Source organism: Brevibacillus borstelensis, assembly GCF_003710865.1.
Lineage (GTDB): Bacteria > Bacillota > Bacilli > Brevibacillales > Brevibacillaceae > Brevibacillus > Brevibacillus borstelensis.
Window position 1 is genome coordinate 40,711 of record NZ_RHHO01000015.1, and the last position, 22,115, is coordinate 62,825.

A 22,115-nucleotide genomic window follows, 5' to 3' on the forward strand; every position below is an offset into this window, starting at 1 on the left:
GATGGAGTACGACAACACGACTGCAAGCGCAACCTCGTTTATCCGAGTGGCTGTAGCGGATACGGATCGTGAGCATACACAGGACATTCAACACTATTTTGAACAAAATCACCCGACCATTCGCGTGGTTGCGCAAGTCCGTTCCCTGGCAGAGCTGTATGCCTACTGCGGGGCCCATGATGTAGATGTGGTATTGATCAACCTGGATTTGATGCCGAACCCGCAAGAGGAGATCATTCAGATCAGGAATCGCCGGGTAGCCAAGATCATGATTTGGACGGACCAGATGGAAAAGCTGCGGAAGCTGCAGGTGGATCTCCACGGCGGAACCGTAGAGTTCGTCTATAAATACATCCCGTACGATTTGCTGGCTCCCCGGATCTATTCTTTTACGCCGGGACATACGCAGCCTGTCCAAAGCAAGGCGGCGGTGAACGAGTTTCTGGGCAATCAGGAAACGCGAAAAGTATTGTTCTTTTCTCCGAAGGGAGGGGTAGGGAAGACGACGCTGGCGATCAACACGGCCTGCCAGCTGGCACTAAAAGATAAGAAGGTGCTGCTTGTCGACTTCGCTACCTTCGGACAAATATCTGCCTATCTGTATTTGCCCCGGACCCGGGGATTGACAGATGCGATCAGGATGATCGAGCAGGGAATCGGACAAAAGGATGACCTCGTGGCGACTCTCAAAGAGTCGGTTCACCAGGTCGAGGTAGAGGGGAAAAAGCTGCATGTTCTGAGTGCGGCTACGCATTTCAAGATGAGCAACATGACGCTGGACATGACCGACAAAATATTGGAGGGATTGGAGGCGCTCGACTACGAGGTAATCGTCATGGATACATCGACCGACCTCTCCCCGAAAAATATCGCTCTGCTGAGCGCAGCGACCGATCTGTTCTACGTGACGACGACGGATGTGGTCGCCAACTGGTCGCTCTTGTCCACCTTTGATATCGTCGAAAAGCTGAACCGGCCGCTCCAATCCCGTTATTTGGTGCTCAATCGCTACCATTCGTCGATCGGGTTCCCGACCTCGGAGCTGGAGGAGATCCTCTCCATGCCAATCGCGGAAACCATCCCGGATATGTATCAGCAGATACAAGGCTTTACGAACCGGGGAATCTCGCTCGTCGAGAGACCCCATCTGAAGATCAACAGGTACTACCGGCGTATTGCACACTTCATCTGTCCGGTTTTTACAAAAAGAGAGCTGGGCAAGGGCTTCAGCTTGCGGGGGGTGTTTACACGTGCGGGTAGAAGAGGCCATTAGGCAAAAGAAGGCGGGTGCGACCGGCGAGGGCCCGGCAGAAGGGCGTGCGCAGGAAACCGTCCAGCTTCCCGAGCTGAAACAGGCTGTCCGCGAGCGAATCATCGAGCAGAACGAAAAGGATCAACAGCTGCTGAGCCAGCCGGAGCTGCTTCGCCAGGTGATCTGGAAAGTGCTTGAAGAGGAGAGCGAGTCCCGCTTCGGCCATGCCCTTCTCACCTTGGAAGAAAAGCGGACAATGGTCGAAGAAATTGTCCAGCAGCTGGTCGGCTACGGAATTATTGATCCGTTGGTGAAGAACGAGCAGATCACAGAGATCATGATCAACGGAATTGAACGGATTTTCATTGAGGAAAAAGGGAGAATGCGCCGGGCGATGACGGAAAAAGGCGCCCCGCTGCAGTTCGAGTCCGAGTCGGAGCTGCTGCACCTGATCGAAAAAATCGTGGCCCCGATCAACCGCAAAGTGGATGAAAGCGATCCGATCGTGGATGCCCGGCTCGCCGACGGTTCGCGCGTAAACGTAGTCATCCGTCCGATCTCGCTGTCCGGGCCGATCGTAACGATTCGGAAGTTTCCTGAAAATCCTTACACCATGCAGGAGCTGGTGGAGCTGGGGGCCCTTTCCCCTCAAATAGCAGAGTGGCTCGAAAAGCTGATTTGTGCCCGGTACAACATCGTGGTTTCCGGGGGAACCGGCTCGGGGAAGACCACGTTTCTCAATGCGCTCAGCATGTTCATTCCGCAGACGGAGCGGGTGATTACGGTAGAGGATGCGGCCGAGCTGAAGGTCACTCATATTGAAAACCTTGTCCGCCTGGAGACGCGGCCGCCCAACGTAGAAGGGAAAGGCGCCATCGCCATTCGCGACCTGGTACGGACAGCGCTCCGGATGCGTCCTGACCGGATTGTCGTCGGGGAGGTCCGCGGAGGAGAGGCCGTTGACATGCTGCAGGCGATGAATACGGGCCACGACGGCTCGCTGACGACGGGCCACGCCAACTCGGCGCGCGACATGCTGTCTCGTCTCGAGACGATGGTACTGATGTCGGGACTGGAACTGCCTCTCCCCGCCATCCGCAGGCAGATTGCCTCTGCGGTAGAGATTATCGTTCACCTGGGCCGCCTTCGCGACGGCTCCCGCAAGGTCCTGCAAATCTCGGAAATCCGTGATTACGTCGATGGCGAAATCGAGTGCGTCGACCTGTTTCGCTGGAGGATGGAAGGCATGGATGAGGACGGTCGGCTGCGGGGGGCTCTCGTTCCGACCGGCGAGCCGGTCATGCAGATGGAGAAATGGCTGTCCAGGGGATACGGAGAAACCATGTTTGAAGCGGAGGAGTTGAGATGCTAGGGACATATGTAGCGGTCATGGTCTCTTTGTACGTATTGCTCCGTTCCTTCATCGAGCTTTTGTACGTGCTGATTTACGGGGAATTTCCGCAAAAAAAGTGGCTGACCCGGCAGTTTGACCGCTTGCGTCATATTGAAACAAAGAAGGAGCGGGCCGGGCTGTCGCGATGGCTGCAACTGGGATCGTCGTCGGATACGAAGCTGCTTGACTATCTCTTGATCGCCGTTTCGGTCGTGTCGCTGTTTTTCTTTGGCATGCTGCTGTTCCAAAACGAGTTTTACGCAGCCTTGTTTGGCGTACTTGGGCTTTTCGTTCCGCGGGCCATAAAGAAAAGAAGGCAGGAAAAACTGCGTCAGATCATGGTTCTCCAGTTTCGCGAGGCGATTTTGTCCATCGCAAGCTCGCTGAAGGCAGGTTCCTCCCTGCAGGTCGCGCTCCTGCGCAGTCAGCAAGACTTGGCGAAGCAGCTCGGCCATAAAAAGGATCGCCCCATGCTGGATGAACTGGAAAAGCTCAATCGGGACATCCATTTTGGCGTATCGCTGGAGGAAGCGCTGCAAAAATTCCGCGATGCGGTCAATCAGGAGGACGTCACGCAATTCGTCAACGCGGCCCTCATCACGAAATCGCGCGGCGGCAACCTGGCCGAGGTCATTCAAAATACGACGATGATGATCACCGACAAGATTACGGTCCAGCAGGAAATCATGGTGGCGACAGCTCAAAAGCGAATGGAGGCAAAAATGCTCACATTCATGCCCCTCGGTATTGTGCTGGCGATCATGGCGCTCAATCCGGGCTATATGCAGCCGATGTACGATTCCTGGGTCGGGTCGTCATTGATGTTCCTAGCCGCTCTGATGCTGGTCGCCAACTACTTCCTCGGCCGCGCCATCACGAAGATCAATATATAGTGGGTGAATGTTTATGCCGACGCTGATTGCCTGCTTCACATTCGTACTGGTCGTCATGCTCTTTTTGCCGACCAAATGGCTGCAGGTGCAAAAAGTAAAAAAGGGCTTTGTCTTTATGTCATCCTACGTGACTTCTTCCACCACTCGAAAAACCGGTCTCGTACACCTCATCACTCCTTTCGTGATGAGCATGATGGCTGCTTTGCGGCTTCGCATCCGTCCGAAACAGCGCAAGGATATCCAAACCAAGCTGATTCACGCAGGGTTGGCCGAGAACTGGACCGTGGAGAATTTCGTAAGCGTCCAGGCGGGATCGGCTGTACTGGCCGGCTTGTACTTTCTGTTTCTGGGCTGGGCAAACGGGAATTCCGACTATTACCTCATCGCCATAGGAGCCGTACTGATTGGATACTTCCTGCCGCAGCAATGGATCAGGCAAAAGATCAAAAGCAGGCAGGAATCGATACGCCGTGAGCTTCCGCATCTGCTAAACGCTGTCGCTATCATGTGCGAGGCGGGACTTCATCTCTTTCCCGCTCTCCGCGAAGTAGCGACTCGCCAAAAGGGAGTGCTCGCCCGGGAGCTGTTGACGGTCGTCAATGATGTGGCCTACGGCGTGGGACAAATCGAGGCTTTGGAGCGGATGGCCGATCGCTGTCAGGTAGAAGAGGTAAGCCGGTTTGTCTCGGCCCTGTCGCAGACGATCGAGCGGGGGGCTTCCGGGATCACCGGCGTGCTTCGCCAGCAAGCCTCGGAGGTGTGGGAGGACCGCAAGAAAAAAGCGCAAAGACTGGGTGCGGAAGCTTCTTTGAAGCTGTTCCTGCCTTTGCTGCTGCTTGCCTTTCCGGCGATGACCATATTTATGCTGGGACCTGTGTTTATTGAGTTGGCTCGGTTTGTCATGAATTAAGCGATTTGTCCATGTACGAACAAGGAGGACTGACAATGAAATTGCTATGGATCATGTCGCCGGCAAAGGGTGTTTTCAAAACAGCGCTGTCCCCGTTTAAGCGCGGCTTGCAGCAGATATACATGAGCTCGGAGATGGTTGTGGACGGCGAAGCTTATCGTCTGGTGGGCATCTATCCAATGTCTGTGCTGCTTCGGATGGAAACGAATTTTGAGAAATTCGCCATCGTGGATCAAACAGGCCGGTTGGTCCCAGACCAGAACGTGACGCAGCGCTGTCTGCGAATGTACCAGTTGATCGTGACACTCGACAACAACGCCGGTTATCTCAAAAAAAATTTGGCTGTCGATCCTCAGTCGTTTGTGCCGATCATCCGGCACGTGGAGGAATTGGGAAAGAAGGTGCTGGATCGTCTCGGGGAGGAGCAGGGGAGAGCGGCACAGGCTCACCTGGATGGCTACAAGCAGTACCTGAAACAAGGAGCACAGCTCGGTGAGCGCATTAACTCATCGGGAAGAGAGGTTTTGTGGCGGCTCGAGCCGATCAAGGCGGGCCAGCCGCTGAGGGAGCAAGAGGTGGCTCAGCTTGACAAAGCGATGCTGGATTTCATGGATGACTCGCGGAAAAGAGTGCTGGTCCTTCTGGAGTCGCATACAGCCCGCACGGAAACAAAGCGACTGCTCTCTGAAGCGCTGGCCCAGAAATGGCTTGGTGCTGGTGAGGAGAAGCTAGCTCAGAACATCGTCGCTTTACTGGAGAATTCCTTTCAGGTGGAGCGGGTCTCAATAGCGGAGCGCGGTGCGCAAACACTTGAGCAGGCAATCTGGACAGCCAAGAACGAAACAAGGGATTTTATCGGCAAGCATACCGCTGATTTGCTGAGGCAAAAATGGCTCCTCGGAGCGGAAGGAAGCAGCATACAGGCATGACTGACCATCCGAGAGGAGCGCGTAGAAAGGGGGGGGGTAGCTGCGATAACAAATACAAAATCTGTTGGAGGAGGTGGATCTCTCCCTATACGACCGCATAAAAACCTTCCGGCAAAGCGCTATTCATTCATCCTTGCAAAGTCTTCGATGGAGGTTTTTTTACTAAGCAGGAAGGAAGGTAGATCATGTACAGGTGGTTCAGGAAAAAACAGAGTAGGCGTCTGATCGCCGGTGTGTCTGTTTTCCTCATCGTGCTGCTCAACTTGCTATGGTTTGCCGTGCCTTCAGAGATGGTGTCGGCAAACGAGAAACCCACTCCCAACATGATCAAGGCAGATGAAAAGAACGACGTAAAGCCGGGATCTGGAGCAAACGGGGCAGCACCCGGAGCCTTGCCGGATGGAAAGGGACAGGACGACACTGCCTACAAGGCCGGAAAGACATTCAATAATACATTTACGTATGTACTGGAGGTCGCCAAGGCAGTAGAGAGCATCAGCAGCTCCCCGAGCGGAGGCAACATCATTGTGGGAACCCTCGGCGTCGTAGCCTCCGGGTCAAAGATTTTCAACGAAGCAGGAGATACCCACTGGAGCGTGCAGCTGATCGAGAAAGGGATAGACCCTGCTCTCAAGGCTGTGGAATTCCGGGCAGCTTTCAACTATCAAACCGTGTTTACAGGCGCAGTCAATACCGCCGCGAATGTAAGCTGGTGGACGAAGCTGAAAAACGAGTTCGCCTGGACGACGCTGCAAAACGGGCCAGCCAGCGTTTTTCTGGCCAAAGTCGGGGCGCCGTTCGCCGCGATTTCCGCTGGATTCGGTGTGTATGATGTCGTTCAGGGAGCGAAGAACAACGACGGCTGGAAAATCGCAGAGGGCTCCGTCGATATCATCGGAGGTCTTGCCGGAGTGGCGTTGCCGTTCCTGCTTGCGACGCCTGCTGCACCGATCGTGGCGGGGATTGCACTTGGAGCGGCAGTCGTGTCCACAGCTCTGAAGTATCGGAAAGAAATTGCCGCAGCCGCCAAATGGGTGTGGAACAAAGGCAAAGAATTGGGCCGATACGCATGGAACGCGACGAAAAACTTTGCCGCAAATACGTGGTCCGCAATAAAGAAGACAGCGAGCCAGGCTTGGAGTGCAACAAAGCAGGCTGCAAGCAGGGCGTGGGCCGCGACGAAGAAGACAGCTAGTCGTGCTTGGGCCGCGACGAAGAAGACAGCTAGCCGTGCTTGGGCCGCAACGAAGAAAACAGCGAGCCGTGCTTGGGCCGCGACGAAGAAGACAGCGAGCCGTGCTTGGTCTGCAACGAAGAAAACAGCGAGCCGCGCATGGTCCGCAACGAAGAAGACAGCGAGCCGCGCATGGTCCGCAACGAAGAAGACAGCAAGCCGTGCTTGGTCCTCGACAAAGAAGACAGCAAGCCGTGCATGGTCTGCAACGAAGAAGACAGCAAGCCGTGCTTGGTCTGCAACGAAGAAGACAGCGAGCCATGCTTGGTCTTCGACGAAGAAGACGGCGAACCGCGCATGGTCTTCGACGAAGAAGACAGCAAGCCGGGCGTGGAGCTCGACACGCAAGGCAGCCAGCTCTGCACGAAACGCAATCGGAGGCTTCTTCAGCAATGTACGAAAGTCATTTGGTTGAGTCGACCGGATGATGGAAAGGACGTTACCATGCAACTGAAAAAGATAAGCAGCATCATGATGGCGACGTGCCTGCTCCTCTTTCTCGCCGCTTGCGGCGGGGAGAGCAGCACGTCCGCCCCTGCTACCGGACCGGAGAACGGAGCTGACCGGAAGCTTCAGTATCGCGCTGAACAACTGGCGAATCTGCAGCAAGAAGATCTGGAGGAGCGGATAAAGCAGTTGGAAGCGGTAAAGGATCAGCTAAAAGCAAAAAGGGATGAAATCATCGGCCAAGGCGGAAAGTGGGTCGAATCGAAGCTTTCCGTATTGGAGCATCAAGAACCATTTCGAACAGAGGAAATGAAAAAATATTTGACGACACTGATGGATCTCTATCTGCCGCTGGCTGAAGGCAGCGTGGATGTCGTTCCAGTGACGGCAGCCTACCAGGAGGACGGCTCGCTTCTCGCGGTGATGCTGCTGAGAAATGGCGTACCAGGGAAAACACTGACGTCTGCCGACCTTTCGAAAGCTGTGCTGACGATTTACCAAGCAGATGGACAAAAGGTAGTCGAGGTTCCGTTTGCTCCGAATGCTCAGGACATTGGCAGTCTTTCGACAGGGGAAGCACGTCCGCTCAGCATCGTCGTTGACAAGAAGGACGTTCTGAACAGCAATTATTCATTTCAGCAGGAAGGGTATGTTTTTACACTGCAAGGCTTCTAAATCAATCAACCATTCAATGGAGGGATTCGCAATGAAACAAGCACTGGTGAAATTTTGGAAAGAAGAAGAAGGACAGGCGCTCAGCGAGTACGGCTTGATTCTCGGCATCATCGCGATTGCCGCCATCGCTGGCCTGGTCGCCATGAAGGATAAGATTGTCAAAGTATTTAAAGATATTGCTGACGGTCTTGGCAAGGGCAGCTGAGTTTGGAAATGTTCACATACGGCCTTTGCCTGTTCGGTCTGACGATCGCGCTTATCTTTGACGTGTGGAAATATCGAATCCCCAACCTGTTGACGGTATCGCTCGCGCTGGCCGGACTGGCAAACGGTACCATTCTGTACGGCTGGTCCGGCTTCGTGGAGCATCTTTTGGGCTTGCTGGCCGGACTTGGAATATTTCTTGTCCCTTACCTGATGGGAGCCTTTGGCGCAGGTGATGTAAAAATGATGGGCAGCATCGGTGCGGTCATGGGTCTTCCCTTTATCGTCACCAACAGTTTTGTCGTGATCGCAGTCGGCGGAGTCATCGCAGCCGGGATCGTTGTCGCTGCGCGAGGCTTTAAAGGGACATGCGAGTTGCTCTATCTCTTTATTGTCTATTTGTGTAGCGGAAAGCTGAAGGACTTTTTACATGTGCTGAAAGATCGCTCCCAGCCGGTATTTCCGTACGGCATCGCAATATTTATCGGAACGGTGGTGACCATGTATTGGGGATCCGCAATCGTCTGAGACAACTTGTCAAAAGAGAAGAAGGGCAGGCCATCACGGAATTTGCGATTGTCCTGCCTGTCATGATCCTGCTGATCACGGGCATCCTCGTTTTTGGACATATGATGTACGCCAAAACCCTCGTGGTCTTGTCTGCCAGCCAGGGAGCGCGGGTGGGCGGCGCTGTCTGGGATGATGAGGGGGCAGGAGCCGCGCGGGCCAAAATCCGCAACACCGCCCTGTCCATTCTAACGAACGGCCTGAGCGGGTCTCACGATGTCCAGATCCGGGAAACGGGAAATGACATCAGCGTGACAGTCACTTATGACTACCCGGTGACGATCCCGATCATCAGCGCGTTTTTCTCCAATCCTGTTGTAAAGCTTGAGCATACGGCTGTCTATAAAGTGCTATAGCGGTGGGACAAAAATCCTGAGCAGGAAAGAATGAGGTCAGATGAAAATACCAGCGAAGTGGAAAAAGGAATGGAAACGAAAGTGGGGCCGGTGGAAACGGGACGAAAAGGGCGGCGCCCTGGTGCTGTTCGCCGCTTTTCTTCCTGTCCTTGTGGCTGTGGCCGGGCTGGTCATTGACACCGGGGTGATCGCCTATCATCAGGCGAAGCTGTCCGAGGCCACTGACGCTGCTGCCTGGGCGGGACTGGATTCGTATGACCGCGATCTCTGGAATGTAGAGCCGCCCGAAGAACCGCGGGTCGTGCTTGTACCGGGCGAAGCACGGTCGCTAGCAGCCAGCTACCTGGCGATCAATTATCCCCAGGCTCAACTTACCGGTGTAGAGGTGAGCGGTGGCACCATAGTCGTGAAAGCGGAAGCGGAGTGCCAGTTTTTCTTCATGAAAATGTTTGGCATCCAGGGGACCACCTTGTCCGCATCTGCGGAGGCGAGGATGGAAGAGTAAAGGACGGCCACCCGCGACCGTCCGTACAAGATACGGTATTACATTCTGCTGCTCTCCTCTTGGTATACGTCGAAATCGAATGCTTCTTTTCTTGTGCGAAGCTCCAGGTACAGCAGGTAGTAGGCGGCGCCCTCAAACGGCAATATCAGCATTTCGCGTATGAGGAAGAGCAGGAAGGCTATCGCCGGCTGACTGGCAATTGCCGGAAACAAAAAGCCGGGCAAGTATTGCAGGACTGCTCTCACGACGGCAAAGATCAGGATGATGCCCAGGACGCGAAGTGTGGAGCCCTTTACCAAAAAGAGACTTCGCTTCAGTGCCGCGATCGCCCCCATCCCTTCAAAGGCGATCACCTGAGGAAAGACGGTAAACCAGATCATGAGCAAAATGCCCGGAATAATCAGCAGTAGCGTACCTAATGCCACCCCTGCAAATTCAAGCAGGCTGGCAAGGATAACGACGGGCACCAGGCTGCCAAAGGCCGTCAGCGCCTGAAGCTGCTGATCCCATTGTGTTCCCAAATGAGATCGTTTCAAAACGATTCCCATGTAGACGAAATAGAGGGACAGCAGAATGCCGTTGACCGGCGTCATGATCAGCGGGCTGAACGCTTCCTTCAACTGCTGGGACTGTGCCCATCCTGTCAGCGCTTGCTCTGACCAAAAGAGAAGGGAAACGATCAGGAACAGGAAGGGAAACTGGCTGAGCCAGATCCGTTTCCCCGTTTTCAGACTATGGCCCAGAAGAACTGAAATGGGCTGAGGTTGGATATTCGATGGCTGAATGATCATGGTCACGATTCCTTTCGTTAGCTTGTAATTTCCAGTCGATCGCCTATTTCAGTCTGCGTGTTGCGGATCGTATGGGCAGGCAGTTCGATAACATAGGCCGCCCTTTTTATAAACGGAGTATACCGCCATGGTTGCAGCTCCTCCATGAGATGGACGATCTCGCCGTGTTGATCGACAAACAGACAGTCAATGGAAAAACGCATAAACCAGGTATGGACAGCCTTGCACGGGTTTATGATCAATGCCTGTCCCTCCGGGAGCGTGCTTCTCCCGAGCAAGCCGAGCATCCTTGTGACCGACGTGTCGGCACATTTGGCCTGCTGTGCGATCATTCTGTTTTTCGTTGCATTCCAAATCTTCATAAACGCCCCTCCGGGCTGGATATTTTGCCCAATCTGGCATTTGTTCTACATCATAACAATTCTGGATTTTTCTATCAAGCCCATTGAGACGAGGCGGGATGACGAAAGGAAACGATTCAGACATGGCATGGAAAAAGTGGATGCGCATTCTCTTTCCGGAGCTTCAACTGCTTGACCATATACGGGAGCGAGGGTTTTCGGGGAAAAAGGCAGAGCGTCAGCAACAGCCCGAAACATCGCCATTTCGGCAGAGCGGGATGGCCGGGCAAAGCCAATCGCTAGCCTCGTCTGCGGGAAAAGAGACCTTTGGCCCTTTGGCCAGCGGAAGAGAGGCAGTGGCAGATACCGTCCGGGGGTGGAACAAGCATGCCTGGGTCCGGTCCCGGGCCGAGCTGGAGGATCTTTTCCCGGCCATCATCGAAGAGGTTAACGGGCAAATCAACCGGCAGGAGCCGTTCGTCTACGAAGTGGCGATCGCCTACAAAAAAAGCTTTTTGCTTCGGGAAAGCGGAAAAGTCCAGCACAGGCTCCTGCTGGCCGGACCCGAAGGGACGGGCAAGCTGCGAACATTATCTTTGCTGCTCGATCAGTTTTGCCGAAAGCGGCTGTTGCCGTACGGCCACGTCACGACGGTCGATTTGGACAGATATGGTGAGCGGGAGGCACATACGCTGTTTCTCCTCGACTGTGCAAATGCCTTTCGGGACGGAATCGGGACGGTTTGCTTCAGAGGCATTGAGCGGGCTGGCCCGGAAATCGTCCAGTACGTTACGAAGCTGTTTGCAGATGGCTTGATCCGGACTCCGGAGGGGGGACAGATAGAGGCCTCCGACTACTTCCTGGTCCTCCATGTGGACCAGCCGTCTCCCAAAAGCGAAACAGCAGGAGCCGCTGAACAAATGGAGCGAAGGACGCTGGAGAAAATGATTTCGCCAGCCGTTCCGCAAGCCCTGGTAAAAAGTCTGGATACGTGCGCGTTCACTGCTGCCCCCGGCCTTGATACTCTGGCGAAGCTGCTGGGAGAAAGGTGTCTGGCGCAAGCAGAAAGGCTCGAAGCGGATATCCGGCTGACCCTTTCTTTTGAAGAGTCCGTTTTTCAAGAGCTCGCCAAACAGGTAGAACAGACAAAACGGTACGAGAAGGCGATTGAGGAATGGGTCACACATGTATTTACCCCGCAATTGCTGGACTGGAGAGCGAGAGGAGTGCTTCGTTCCGATCAGGAGGCGCTGGTGGCTTTCCGGGAGGGAGAGCTCGTTCTCGTCAGCGGAGCGGTCAGCTTGCCGCTGCCGGGTTTGGCGAGAGGGCAGGAGCAGGAGCTTTCAGAAGCTTTGCTGGAGCTGGAGCAGTTGACCGGATTGGACGCCGTTAAGAAATTCGTTCGAGAATGCCTGGATGTCGTGACGGCTGAAAAAAAGCGAAGCCTGGCAGGCCAAACGAAGCTTCCCATGTCGATGCACATGGTGTTCTCAGGCAATCCGGGTACGGGAAAAACAACCGTAGCCAGGCTCGTGGCCCGCATCTGGAAAAGCATGGGGCTGCTGTCGGGCGGTCAGTTGGTCGAGGTGACCAGACAGGATCTCGTAGGCGAATATATCGGCTCCACAGCCGTCAAAACCGCAGAAAGGATAAAGGAGGCGATTGGCGGCGTGCTGTTTATTGATGAGGCATACACACTGTCCCGGGACCCTGCCGATCTGTACGGCCGGGAAGCCATCGATACACTGGTCAAAGCGATGGAGGACCACCGGGACCAGATGATCGTTATCCTGGCCGGCTATACACGGGAGATGGACGCCTTTCTGAAAGTGAATCCCGGTCTTCGCTCCCGCTTTCCGCTGCAGATCGAATTCCCCGACTACACGCCGGAAGAGATGGCGGAGCTTCTGGAGAGAATGGTAATCGGCCGCGGGTACGAAATCCATCCCGATGCCCGTCAGCATTTGCTCGGAATGATTGAAGGCAAGCAGGTAAGGGGCCGAAGCGATACCGGAAACGGGCGTCTGGTTCGCAACCTGTTTGAGGAAGCTGTGAGGAGGCAATCAGCTCGTCTGGCCCAGTTGGAAGCGGGGGCGGAAGAGTGGAGGTGGCTGCGAGCTGAAGACTGGGGCATCGGTGATAAGGAGCGCGGTACTGCAGAGAACATAATGGCCGAGCTGGAGGAGGAACTGGCTGCCGTCGTGGGATTGGAGCCGGTCAAATACATGGTCAGGTCTTTGGCGGCACAAATCCAGATCGCACAGCGGCGGAAAGCGGCCGGAATACCCGATGCGGCGGGACAGACGCTGCACATGATTTTCCAAGGGAATCCCGGAACAGGCAAGACGACGGTGGCCCGGATCATTGCGCGGCAGTTGTATCGATTGGGCGTAATCAAGCGGGATGAGCTGATTGAAACGGATCGCTCCGGGCTCGTCGCCGGTTATGTGGGGCAAACGGCACTCAAAACGCGGGAAGTCATCGAGCGTGCGCTGGGGGGTGTGCTCTTTATCGATGAAGCATACGCACTGGCGGGGGCCGAAGGTGACTTTGGCCGGGAAGCGATCGACACGCTGGTCAAGGCGATGGATGATTTTCGCGACAGTCTCGTCGTCATTCTGGCAGGCTACGGCGAGGATATGACCGGGTTTTTGGCAAGCAATCCCGGCTTGCGTTCACGGTTTCCGACGATCATTGAGTTTCCGGATTATACACCTGATGAATTGCTGCAAATCACCCGGCAATTGTTGGCGCAGCGAGGCTATGAGGCTTCTGCTGCGGCAGAGCGAGCCATGCGGCAGCAGTTTGTTCAGACGCAAGGGGACAAGATGGCGGGGAACGGACGCTTTGCCAGGAATCTGTGTGAACGGGCAATACGCTCGCACGCCATGCGCCTGAGCCGAAACAAACACGCAACCATACAAGAGCTGACCATGTTGGAAGAATGCGATGTGGTGGAGGAGGCTATCTATGAAAGCAGCTAAGGCGATGTTCGCGGTCTGTTTCTATCTGCTCCTGCTCCCCTGTGTACTGATCCTGGTCACCATGCCGCTGTTCTCTATCCTCGACATGATCGAGGTAGCCAATTACGAGGCTCCCCGTCTGGGGTATCCCCTGATTGTGCTGGGAGTGATCGGCGGACTGCTGTTCGCATCCGTCCGGGTGGGAGCCTTACGAACCTTGTACCGAAAATACCCGGTTTTGCTGCCTTTCCTGCATATCGCTTACTTTATGGCGATTGGAACATCTGCAGGTCTGGAAGTGATGAACCAGTGGGCAGACAGCTTGTTGTTTCCGAAGTGGCTGGCGATAGGAGGAGCGGTCGTGATTGTTCTGGTGACCCGGGTCTTCTTGTCTTACTGGTACTGCAAATATCCGATTAGTCTCACCGTGAGAAAGCAGGGGTGATGCAAGTGGAAGAGTCGCGCCGCATGTCAAGCAAGTCGGAGACGAGGGGAGATGCGCCTCGGTCATACGCTCCGGACAGCAGAAGCAAACCCGAGCCCCATGATGCGGTTCCCGGCGAAAAAGGAATCGGAAAATCATTTTTGCTGGCAACCATTTTGATTGCCGCGGCCGTCTTCTTTACGGGGGGACAACTGCCGGAGGGGGATGCCGCTCAGATCGTCAATAGCCGGGTCAGCACGTCCGTCGCAGCCGGTGAACAGTTGTTTGCCGAAGAGAATACGGCCGGTTTGGAAGCGAAGGATTTTGTCGTAGAGAGCCCTGCCGACGAAGCGGGGGAGGCAACCATGCTGATTTGGGATTTCAACGCCGAAGACGGAGATCAGATCGAGATCCTTGTCAATGGAAAGTCGGTATACCCCGTACTTACTTTGACGAATCAGCCGGCAGCGATCAGCGTTCCCGTCCCGAGCGTAGTGACGGTAAAAGGCCTAAAAGATGCCGGAGGAGGCATTTCGTACGCTGTGAAGCTTCCTCAGTCCGGTCTTGCTTACTTTAACGCCGTTTCTGTTCAAGGTGTAAATACCTATACGATAAACCTGAAGAATTAGGGGGTGCCACCATGTCCATACAATCGAATACCGGGGAGCCTACTACCCATTACATCAAAGTCGTACCGGCTGAATTGGAGCTGCATCCCGGTCAAACCGCACAGTTGAAGGCGTACCTCGTCTGGATGGATGGACGGGAGGAGGACATTACTGAGCAAGTACGCTGGAGCACAGATCAGCCACAGATTGGCACAGTAACCAAGGCAGGTGCTGTAACTGTAGGTGTGGTCGGAAACATGGTCGTCCTGGCCCAGTATGAGGGGCAGCGGACGGAAACGCACATCCAGGTGACGGCCGCCGCCGGACCAGTCAAAAAAAAGAAGAGCTGGGGCAATCGCAAAAGCCTGATCATCGGAGGAGCGATCGTGGCAGTCACGCTGATTATTAACGGCGTCGCACTGTCCCAGATGAGCGGCGGAAAAGGCGATTCGGCAAGTGCCCAGCCAGAACCCGCTCCGGCCAGCCAGACCTCCGAGAGCAAAGAACTGCCAGCAGAGGAGACGGAGGAGCCCAATGGGTCCAGCCCCGCAAGTGACGGAGATAGAAAAGATATGCGCTCGTCCCTGTTTGGATTTGCCAAGGAAAAGGCAGTTGCAGCCATAGAGACAGCGTCGAGTCTCAGCGGGCAGGGGAAAGAGCTGGTTCCATCTGTTCCCCCAATGCCGCAGCCAGAGCTGCCAGCGGAACAGGCGGTACAACCGCCAGCAGAAGCGGCAGCGACGCCCAGCCCGGCGGCGACAGCGGAGACTGCCGCAAAAGCCGCTCCTCCGACAGTCGCAAAAAAAGAAGCCGCCCCCAGACCGAAGAAAGAAAGCCCAAAAAAGCAAAGCAAGCCGACTCCTAGCGTACAGCCGCAACCACAACCAGCAAAGCCCAGTCAGGTTGCAGCAAAGCCCGCCCAGCCAAAGCCGCAGCCAAAAGCCGCACCAGCCCCTGTGCTTGTACCGGTCCAGCAGAACGGGAAATGGGGCTATGTCAAACAGATCAATCCGTTTGACAAGGAGCTGGCGATTGCGTATCAATTCGACCATGCGACAAGCTTTTCCGAAGGGCTCGCTGTCGTGAAAAAGGGCGGGAAGTTCGGGTACATCAACGCCGAGGGAAGCCTCGTCATCGATTGCCAGTACGAGTACGCCACGCCTTTTAAAAATGGCGTCGCCACAGTCAAACAGAACGGGAAGCTGATCCAGATCGATAAAACAGGAGCAGTCCACAAGTAAACGGAAATCCGATAATCGCATGGTATTCCCGTCCGTCAGCATCAGCACGATCACTTACCTAGGGAAAATGTTGCCCGAAGCATTATTTGGAAAGGAGTACTGAGAAATGTACAAACGTTATCTTGCCTGGATCGTTATGTTCGGTCTGTTCGTCCAAAGCTTTTTTGTCCCCGGCGCTTCTGCGGCTCCCGCATACTATGAGGATATTCAGGGGCATTGGGCCCAAAAGGAAATCGAGGAACTGAGCGCACTGAATGTTTACCGCCTCAAGTACGGGTATTTTCATCCGGACAATCCGGTTACCAGGGGCGAAGCGCTGGCTTTGCTGAACCGGGTGCTGGAAGGCATCTATGGTCCCTTGGAAACAGCCAAGCCAAATACGCATGTGGATCAACGGTTCTCTTATAAACAGGAAACGGAACAACTCCTTGCCAATATGCGCGCCATGCTAGACATACAAACCGGATTTGTCAATTCCTTCGATCCGGGAGAAAGCATGCTGTACTACCTGCACTTATCCGAACGTGGAGGTATGAAGCAGCCACAGAAGAACAACATCGACTGGTGGCTGTCCTCCGATTATTTGCAAAAGCCGTTGACCAGAGAAGAAGCGAGCATGATCCTGTTCCATGTCCTGGCTCCTTACAAAATGCGGGCGACAACCCTCAAGCTGGATGAAGTGAAGCCTTACTATACGGGCTACTATCTGTGGAAGCACGATCCCAAATACGAGGATACGGCATCGCCCTATGCGGCAGCGATTTCCGAATTCTATCTCTTTAACGCAGACAAAAATTTTGACCCGAAAAAACAAATGACACGAGCGCAGTTTGCCATCGTCCTGAAACGCTTGCATGATCTTTGGAAACGCGATACGCCTCAGCAGTTCAAGGAAACGCAGCTTCGCCAGAAAAACATCGTCAACCTCTTCCTCACCGCCGCCAATCAGGCGTATGTCCAGAAGGACCCGTCGCGGATCGGGCAGTTTTTCAGCAAGGACGCCCAAGAGTCACTGGAAGAGATCGCTCCGCTCCCTCTGCATGATTACAGCGGCAGCCTGGTGGTCAGGAAAGATGACAGCAATCCGAAGCGATTGTGGGTGACAGGAAGCTATCAGCATACGCTGACAGGAAATTATCAGGTGGAATACTCTTTGGAACAGGAAGAATCAAGCCCGTATGGCTGGAAGATCGTAAGAGTAAATTACCAGCAGAAGTAGTTGGGAATTTGTGGGGGGGATTGGGTCAGGCGCTGGCTTTAGCAGTTGCAGTCCAGGTGAAAAATGCAATGGCTGCACATCCAACTAAAGCGATAAACAGCGATTGACCCGTAAAGCGAGCAAAAGAAGCGGACGGCCCATTCGAGAGCTGTCCGCTTTTCATTTTTCATCTTCTGCGGGAAACCGGGATGATTTGATCACGGGGGCAGCGAATATTCCGGAAAAGGCAAAGGAGAGGTGCAAATGACAGAATCAACGGAAAGGGACTGCTTTCAAAGATTGGTTCAAAGGCTTGAACCCCAAAGCAAGCTGGTTCGCTCCTGGGAGTTGAAAGGCGGTGTCTCAGCGCAGGTGACGGCGCTTGAAATCGAGCAGCTTGACGGCAAAAGGAGAAAAGTGGTTGTGCGCCGGCACGGTGCGGCAGACATTGCACAGAATCCCCATGTGGCGGCAGATGAATTCAAGCTGATGGAACTCCTGAAGTCTGTGGGGGTGGCCGCGCCAGTGCCATTTTTCCTGGATCAATCAGGCGAGATTTTTTCCACGCCGTACGTCGTGATTGAATACATCGAGGGAAAGACTGAGTTCACTCCTGCCGATGTGACCGACCACGTTTTCCAGCTAGCTGCGCAGCTTTCCAGGATTCACAGTGTGGACGTCTCGAAGCTGGATTTGTCCTTTTTGCCCAAACTGGAGAAGGCATGTACCGAGAAAATCGAAAAACGGCCGGCAATCACAGATGAATCGCTGGGTGAGGGACGCATTCGGGATGTTCTGGAGGCAGTTTGGCCATTTCCTTCGCGGAATCCATGCGTACTGCTTCATGGAGATTTTTGGCCAGGAAATGTAATGTGGAGGGACGGACAGCTTGCTGCAGTGATCGACTGGGAGGACGCGCAGCTCGGAGATCCGCTCGCGGATGTTGCCAACGCCAGACTGGAGATTCTGTGGGTATTCGGCATCGAGGCGATGCTTCGTTTTACCGGTCGCTATCAATCCTTGACGAAGTTCGATTTTACAGACCTGTCTTACTGGGATCTGTTCGCAGCTTTGCGCCCGGCTTCCAAAATATCCGACTGGGGACTCGATGCGTCTACGGAACAAAAGATGCGGGAGGAGCACAGTTGGTTTGTCGCCCAGGCATTTGAAAAGATAGGGACAGGGAAGGGGAAAAAATCCTAGTTGACAGGTTTGAAAGCAGCCATTATATTCTGTATATACAAAAGGTTTTGATATGAGAATATGAACTCTTATCCAGAGAAGGCTGAGGGACTGGCCCAATGAAGCCCGGCAACCTAGCGCAAAGGAACACGTTTCTTTTGAGCCAAGGTGCTAACTCCTACAGGTAGCGATACCTGACAGATGAGAGGCGAAAATCCGCTGATTTAAGCCTCTTTCATCTGGAAAGAGGCTTTTTTGATGGAGCAAATGGATGTCGATTCCGGTTCAAAACCGCAGAACAGCGTACCGTGTTACTTTAAAAAGGGGGTTTTCCGATATGAAAAAGAAGTTTAGTTTGATTGGATCGCTTATCCTTTCTGTGTCTCTTTTGCTGACAGCTTGCGGCGGGGGCAACAGCGCGTCTTCCGGAAACGGCGGAGCGGGTGGCGGCTCCGGCGAGAAAGCAAAACGGATCGCGCTCGTGATGCGGCAAAACGTAGGCACATTCTCGGCTCAGTACATTGCCGGCGTCAAAGCCGAAGTAGAAAAGAACGGCGGAGAGCTGACTGTTTTCAACGCAGATACCGATCTGTCCAAAATGGCTTCCAACCTGGATGCGGCGGTCAACCAGCGTTTCGACGGCATTCTGATTGACCACGGCACTGCAGAAGCACTGCAGCAAGGAGCAGAAAAGGCTGTGAAGCAAAACATCCCGCTCGTGCTGTTTGATACAGACATCAAGCTTCCCGGGGTTCCTGTAGTAGAGCAGGATGACCAGAAGCTGGCTGAGCTTAGCCTGGAGAAGCTGGCTGAAGATACCGGCGGCAAAGGAAACATCGTGAAAATTTGGGTGGCTGGCTTTGCACCGATGGAAAAACGCCAGATCACGTACGAAGCCTTTTTGAAGAAATATCCGGATATCAAGGAGGTTGCCGCTTTCGGCAGCACCACCAACAACACCGCGCTGGATACGCAATCGCAGATGGAAGCCATTCTGAAGAAGTATCCAAACAAAGGAGATATTACAGCGGTCTGGGCTTCCTGGGATGAGTTCGCCAAAGGAGCGACCCGCGCCATTCAGCAAGCCGGCCGTACCGAGATCAAAGTATACTCGATCGATTTGAGCGACGAAGACCTGCAGCTCATGCAGGATCCCTCTACCTCGTGGGTAGCGACTGCAGCGGTAGACCCGGGCAACATCGGACGGATTCAAGCCCAAACCGTCTTCAAAAAAATCAACGGCGAGCAGGTGCCGGACAGCGTCAAACTGAATCCTGTGCTGGTCAAGCGAGACGATTTGCCGACGGACAAGAAAATCACGATGGGAGATCTCTCCCAGTACGTGAAAGAATGGGGCAAGTAATCCTGCATAGATGGTGTAGCGTAATCCCGTTGATCATCCATCAACGGGATTCTTCCTTAATAAGGGGGGACAGAAAATGACGACTTTGCAGATGAACGGCATCATGAAGCAGTTCTCTGGCGTACCCGCGCTCCGTTCCGTCGATTTCGAAGTGAAAGCGGGAGAAGTTCACGCTCTGCTCGGAGCCAACGGAGCGGGGAAGAGCACGCTGATGAAGATTTTGACGGGAGCCTATGTGGCGGACGGAGGCTCCATTGTGATTGATGGCAGGGAGGCCGCGATCCAGTCGCCGCAGGATGCCAAAGCGCTCGGGATTCAATGCGTCTATCAGGAAGTGGATACGGCGCTGATCCCGTACCTCAGTGTAGCGGAAAACATCTTGCTTGATCGCCAAATCCAAGCAAAGGGCTTGATCAGCTGGCGCCGCTTGTATGAAGAGGCGGAAGCGATTCTCGCAAGGTTTGGCTTTTCCATTCCAGTGAAAAAGCAGGTGGAAGCCTGTACGCTGTCCGAAAAGCAGCTGATCCTGATCGCCCGGGCGACGGTACAGCAGGCCCGATTCATTATTTTTGACGAACCGACAGCTCCGCTCAGCAACACGGAAACAGAGCGGCTGTTTCAGATCATCGAGCAGTGCAAGCAAGCGGGGTTGGGCATTATCTACATCTCCCACCGGCTGCCGGAAATTTTTCAAATCTGCGACCGGATCACCGTCATGCGCGATGGACAACGGATCTCTACCAAAGAGACGGCGGACACAACGATGGACGAGGTCATCGCCGCGATGCTGGGCAAGACATTCTCCGAGGAGTTCCCGAAGACCCAGGTGCCGATCGGCGAGACCATCCTGGAAGTGAAAAACGCCAGAGGAGGCAAGGTTCGCCGAGCGGACCTGCATGTGCGCGAGGGAGAAATCGTCGGTGTCGTCGGCCTGGTTGGAGCAGGGAAGACGGAGCTGGCACGTCTGCTGTTCGGCGCGGATGAGTGGGAGGATGGCAAGCTGATTGTAAACGGCAGGGCTTTGCGGCTTCGCACGCCGAAAGAGGCAGTCCAGGCGGGGATCGTCCTCGTGCCGGAGGAGCGCCGCAAGGAAGGGATATTCGTAGAGGAGTCGGTCGCCCGCAATCTGTCGGTGGCTACCCTGGCCAAATGGTCGCCAAGGGGCTTTGTGAAGCAAAGACTGGAGTCGGAGCAAGCCGAGAAGATCGTCCGAAAACTGGGGGTAAAGACAGCGGGCATTCGTCAGCCTGTCGGCCACTTGAGCGGGGGAAACCAGCAGAAGGTCGCTATCGGAAAATGGCTGGATACGGATGCGCGCATCTTTATGTTCGACGAGCCGACGAAGGGTGTGGACATCGGGGCGAAAAGCGACATTTACCGCCTGATCGGCTCGCTCGCCGCGGAGAAAAAAGGCATCCTGTATTTTTCCTGCGAGTTTCCCGAGGTGCTGGGGATTGCGGACCGGATCCTCGTCATGTTCGAGGGACAAATCGTAAAAGAGCTGAGCCGGGAAGAAGCGACCCAGGAGTCAATCATGTATTACGCAAGCGGGGGTGAATAAGATGGAAGCAAAAAAATACAGCTTGTTTGATTTTGTTTATAAATACGGAACAGTTGCCGTGATCGCCATCGTCATCCTGCTTTTTAGCCTGACCAATCCTTATTTCTTTACCTATGCCAACATCACGGATATTTTGCGCTCCATCTCCATCGTCACATTTGTGGCCGTCGGTGTTACGTTTTCCTTGATTGTCGGCGGATTCGACCTGTCTGTCGGTTCGACCGTCTCCTTGACTACCGTTGTCTCCGCATCGATGATGGTCTGGTACGAACAAGGAGCGGTCGCGACATTGGCGGTTCCGATCGTTCTGGCCGTTCTGGTGGGCTTGATCAACGCGCTGTTGGTCGTGAAGATTCGGATTCCCGACCTGTTGGCGACCTTGGCGATGCTGTACATCGTAAACGGCGTCCATATGACCTATTCAAAGGGCTACTCGATCTACGCCAATATGCCGATGGAGGACGGGACGACTGCTCCGGGCAAATTTCAGGAATGGTTTCTCTGGCTGGGGCAAGGCGAGATTCTCTCCGTACCGGTGCCTGTGCTGCTTACCTTTTTGCTGGTGGCGGTCACGCATATTTATTTGACCTATACGAGACAAGGGCGCATGCTTTATATGACCGGAGGGAATGTGGAAGCGGCACGGCTCTCCGGAATACCCGTGAACCGGTACCGGACGCTTGCTTACGTGCTCTCTGCCCTGTTTGCCGGACTCGGAGGGATGCTCTTGGCTGCGCGAATCGGAACCGGTCAGGTGAGCAGCGGAGGCTCCATGCTGATGGATGCGGTGGCCGCGGCGTTTGTCGGTTTCTCTGTATTTGGCGCAGGCAAGCCCAATGTATTCGGCACCTTCGTCGGGGCCATCCTGATCGGTGTCCTGCTGAACGGCATGACGATGCTGAATCTTCCTTATTATGCGTATGACATCATTAAAGGAATTGTCCTGGCGCTGGCATTGGCAGTCACGTACTATCAATTGCGCAGAAAGCGGGCGTAGGAAGGATTGGAGTCAATCCTTTGCTGACTTGGAAGCCAAATGAAAGTCGCTACATACAGGGCGCAGCAGAAGAAGCCAGTT

The 22,115-nt window shown here is 54.4% G+C and carries 22 protein-coding genes and 1 riboswitch; of the genes, 20 read left to right on the plus strand and 2 right to left on the minus strand.

Annotated features, from left to right (window positions below; all coding sequences use genetic code 11):
- The first annotated feature begins 1 nt into the window (after position 1).
- From EDM54_RS07895 to EDM54_RS07945, 11 genes are all read left to right on the plus strand, one after another.
- Entirely contained in the window at positions 2-1,273 is a 1,272-nt protein-coding gene (locus tag EDM54_RS07895) for a CpaE/TadZ family protein (protein ID WP_003392786.1), read from the plus strand.
- Positions 1,251-2,624, plus strand: coding sequence for a TadA family conjugal transfer-associated ATPase (locus EDM54_RS07900; protein WP_122958033.1), 1,374 nt, complete (start codon positions 1,251-1,253; stop codon positions 2,622-2,624). Before EDM54_RS07895 ends, EDM54_RS07900 begins: the two co-directional genes overlap by 23 nt.
- Positions 2,618-3,538: a type II secretion system F family protein gene (locus EDM54_RS07905; RefSeq protein WP_003392784.1), complete on the plus strand. Its 921-nt coding sequence runs from the start codon at positions 2,618-2,620 to the stop codon at positions 3,536-3,538. The genes EDM54_RS07900 and EDM54_RS07905 overlap by 7 nt, the downstream gene beginning before the upstream one ends.
- Positions 3,539-3,551: 13 nt before the next feature.
- Complete coding sequence (locus EDM54_RS07910; RefSeq protein WP_003392782.1) at positions 3,552-4,448, plus strand: type II secretion system F family protein; 897 nt, start codon at positions 3,552-3,554, stop codon at positions 4,446-4,448.
- Between the two features lie 35 nt (positions 4,449-4,483).
- The gene (locus EDM54_RS07915; RefSeq protein ID WP_122958034.1) at positions 4,484-5,377 is read left to right on the plus strand and encodes a hypothetical protein; all 894 of its coding nucleotides are present in this window, start codon (positions 4,484-4,486) and stop codon (positions 5,375-5,377) included.
- 185 nt (positions 5,378-5,562) lie between these two features.
- Positions 5,563-7,026 (plus strand): hypothetical protein, encoded by a 1,464-nt coding sequence (locus tag EDM54_RS26410; RefSeq protein ID WP_183189151.1) that lies wholly within the window; start codon positions 5,563-5,565, stop codon positions 7,024-7,026.
- Positions 7,027-7,055: 29 nt separating this feature from the next.
- Positions 7,056-7,733: an SLAP domain-containing protein gene (locus EDM54_RS07925; protein WP_171506023.1), complete on the plus strand. Its 678-nt coding sequence runs from the start codon at positions 7,056-7,058 to the stop codon at positions 7,731-7,733.
- A 31-nt stretch (positions 7,734-7,764) separates the two neighbouring features.
- On the plus strand, positions 7,765-7,938 hold the full coding sequence (locus EDM54_RS07930; RefSeq protein WP_003393138.1) for a Flp family type IVb pilin: 174 nt from the start codon (positions 7,765-7,767) through the stop codon (positions 7,936-7,938).
- Positions 7,939-7,946: 8 nt separating this feature from the next.
- Complete coding sequence (locus EDM54_RS07935) at positions 7,947-8,465, plus strand: A24 family peptidase (RefSeq protein ID WP_024984299.1); 519 nt, start codon at positions 7,947-7,949, stop codon at positions 8,463-8,465.
- Positions 8,444-8,860: a TadE/TadG family type IV pilus assembly protein gene (locus EDM54_RS07940; RefSeq protein ID WP_003393141.1), complete on the plus strand. Its 417-nt coding sequence runs from the start codon at positions 8,444-8,446 to the stop codon at positions 8,858-8,860. Before EDM54_RS07935 ends, EDM54_RS07940 begins: the two co-directional genes overlap by 22 nt.
- 40 nt (positions 8,861-8,900) lie before the next feature.
- Positions 8,901-9,365 (plus strand): TadE/TadG family type IV pilus assembly protein, encoded by a 465-nt coding sequence (locus tag EDM54_RS07945; RefSeq protein WP_003393143.1) that lies wholly within the window; start codon positions 8,901-8,903, stop codon positions 9,363-9,365.
- 38 nt (positions 9,366-9,403) lie between these two features.
- Here the strand turns inward: EDM54_RS07945 and EDM54_RS07950 are convergent, their stop codons facing one another.
- Together EDM54_RS07950 and EDM54_RS07955 are read right to left on the minus strand one after the other, a co-directional pair.
- Complete coding sequence (locus tag EDM54_RS07950; RefSeq protein ID WP_003393144.1) at positions 9,404-10,156, minus strand: DUF7847 domain-containing protein; 753 nt, start codon at positions 10,154-10,156, stop codon at positions 9,404-9,406.
- Between the two features lie 17 nt (positions 10,157-10,173).
- On the minus strand, positions 10,174-10,518 hold the full coding sequence (locus tag EDM54_RS07955) for a DUF192 domain-containing protein (RefSeq protein WP_003393146.1): 345 nt from the start codon (positions 10,516-10,518) through the stop codon (positions 10,174-10,176).
- Positions 10,519-10,640: 122 nt separating this feature from the next.
- Here EDM54_RS07955 and EDM54_RS07960 point away from each other — a divergent pair, with 122 nt between their 5' ends.
- The 9 genes from EDM54_RS07960 (at position 10,641) to EDM54_RS08000 (ending at position 22,034) form a co-directional block, all read left to right on the plus strand.
- Positions 10,641-13,481, plus strand: coding sequence for an AAA family ATPase (locus EDM54_RS07960; protein WP_170208382.1), 2,841 nt, complete (start codon positions 10,641-10,643; stop codon positions 13,479-13,481).
- The gene (locus EDM54_RS07965; RefSeq protein WP_122958037.1) at positions 13,468-13,905 is read left to right on the plus strand and encodes a hypothetical protein; all 438 of its coding nucleotides are present in this window, start codon (positions 13,468-13,470) and stop codon (positions 13,903-13,905) included. Before EDM54_RS07960 ends, EDM54_RS07965 begins: the two co-directional genes overlap by 14 nt.
- Before the next feature lie 23 nt (positions 13,906-13,928).
- Positions 13,929-14,513: a hypothetical protein gene (locus EDM54_RS07970; protein ID WP_172920226.1), complete on the plus strand. Its 585-nt coding sequence runs from the start codon at positions 13,929-13,931 to the stop codon at positions 14,511-14,513.
- Positions 14,514-14,524: 11 nt separating this feature from the next.
- On the plus strand, positions 14,525-15,733 hold the full coding sequence (locus EDM54_RS07975) for a WG repeat-containing protein (RefSeq protein WP_003393156.1): 1,209 nt from the start codon (positions 14,525-14,527) through the stop codon (positions 15,731-15,733).
- 106 nt (positions 15,734-15,839) lie between these two features.
- A complete protein-coding gene (locus tag EDM54_RS07980) occupies positions 15,840-16,952 on the plus strand; it encodes an S-layer homology domain-containing protein (protein ID WP_003393157.1) in 1,113 nt (370 codons plus the stop codon).
- A gap of 243 nt (positions 16,953-17,195) precedes the next feature.
- On the plus strand, positions 17,196-18,134 hold the full coding sequence (locus EDM54_RS07985) for a phosphotransferase family protein (protein WP_003393158.1): 939 nt from the start codon (positions 17,196-17,198) through the stop codon (positions 18,132-18,134).
- Positions 18,135-18,199: 65 nt separating this feature from the next.
- Positions 18,200-18,321: riboswitch (SAM riboswitch) on the plus strand.
- A gap of 129 nt (positions 18,322-18,450) precedes the next feature.
- Positions 18,451-19,476, plus strand: coding sequence for a sugar ABC transporter substrate-binding protein (locus tag EDM54_RS07990; protein ID WP_122958038.1), 1,026 nt, complete (start codon positions 18,451-18,453; stop codon positions 19,474-19,476).
- A gap of 76 nt (positions 19,477-19,552) precedes the next feature.
- A complete protein-coding gene (locus tag EDM54_RS07995; RefSeq protein WP_003393162.1) occupies positions 19,553-21,037 on the plus strand; it encodes a sugar ABC transporter ATP-binding protein in 1,485 nt (494 codons plus the stop codon).
- 1 nt (position 21,038) lies between these two features.
- The gene (locus EDM54_RS08000; RefSeq protein WP_003393164.1) at positions 21,039-22,034 is read left to right on the plus strand and encodes an ABC transporter permease; all 996 of its coding nucleotides are present in this window, start codon (positions 21,039-21,041) and stop codon (positions 22,032-22,034) included.
- Positions 22,035-22,115 lie beyond the last annotated feature (81 nt).

Bases quoted from the DNA above. Each gene is read 5' to 3' on its own strand.
- EDM54_RS07895 (WP_003392786.1), top strand. From the start codon at position 2: ATGGAGTACGACAACACGACTGCAAGCGCAACCTCGTTTATCCGAGTG.
- EDM54_RS07905 (WP_003392784.1), top strand. From the start codon at position 2,618: ATGCTAGGGACATATGTAGCGGTCATGGTCTCTTTGTACGTATTGCTC.
- EDM54_RS07910 (WP_003392782.1), top strand. From the start codon at position 3,552: ATGCCGACGCTGATTGCCTGCTTCACATTCGTACTGGTCGTCATGCTC.
- EDM54_RS07915 (WP_122958034.1), top strand. From the start codon at position 4,484: ATGAAATTGCTATGGATCATGTCGCCGGCAAAGGGTGTTTTCAAAACA.
- EDM54_RS26410 (WP_183189151.1), top strand. From the start codon at position 5,563: ATGTACAGGTGGTTCAGGAAAAAACAGAGTAGGCGTCTGATCGCCGGT.
- EDM54_RS07925 (WP_171506023.1), top strand. From the start codon at position 7,056: ATGCAACTGAAAAAGATAAGCAGCATCATGATGGCGACGTGCCTGCTC.
- EDM54_RS07930 (WP_003393138.1), top strand. From the start codon at position 7,765: ATGAAACAAGCACTGGTGAAATTTTGGAAAGAAGAAGAAGGACAGGCG.
- EDM54_RS07935 (WP_024984299.1), top strand. From the start codon at position 7,947: ATGTTCACATACGGCCTTTGCCTGTTCGGTCTGACGATCGCGCTTATC.
- EDM54_RS07945 (WP_003393143.1), top strand. From the start codon at position 8,901: ATGAAAATACCAGCGAAGTGGAAAAAGGAATGGAAACGAAAGTGGGGC.
- EDM54_RS07950 (WP_003393144.1), bottom strand. From the start codon at position 10,156: ATGATCATTCAGCCATCGAATATCCAACCTCAGCCCATTTCAGTTCTT.
- EDM54_RS07955 (WP_003393146.1), bottom strand. From the start codon at position 10,518: ATGAAGATTTGGAATGCAACGAAAAACAGAATGATCGCACAGCAGGCC.
- EDM54_RS07960 (WP_170208382.1), top strand. From the start codon at position 10,641: ATGGCATGGAAAAAGTGGATGCGCATTCTCTTTCCGGAGCTTCAACTG.
- EDM54_RS07965 (WP_122958037.1), top strand. From the start codon at position 13,468: ATGAAAGCAGCTAAGGCGATGTTCGCGGTCTGTTTCTATCTGCTCCTG.
- EDM54_RS07970 (WP_172920226.1), top strand. From the start codon at position 13,929: ATGTCAAGCAAGTCGGAGACGAGGGGAGATGCGCCTCGGTCATACGCT.
- EDM54_RS07975 (WP_003393156.1), top strand. From the start codon at position 14,525: ATGTCCATACAATCGAATACCGGGGAGCCTACTACCCATTACATCAAA.
- EDM54_RS07980 (WP_003393157.1), top strand. From the start codon at position 15,840: ATGTACAAACGTTATCTTGCCTGGATCGTTATGTTCGGTCTGTTCGTC.
- EDM54_RS07985 (WP_003393158.1), top strand. From the start codon at position 17,196: ATGACAGAATCAACGGAAAGGGACTGCTTTCAAAGATTGGTTCAAAGG.
- EDM54_RS07990 (WP_122958038.1), top strand. From the start codon at position 18,451: ATGAAAAAGAAGTTTAGTTTGATTGGATCGCTTATCCTTTCTGTGTCT.
- EDM54_RS07995 (WP_003393162.1), top strand. From the start codon at position 19,553: ATGACGACTTTGCAGATGAACGGCATCATGAAGCAGTTCTCTGGCGTA.
- EDM54_RS08000 (WP_003393164.1), top strand. From the start codon at position 21,039: ATGGAAGCAAAAAAATACAGCTTGTTTGATTTTGTTTATAAATACGGA.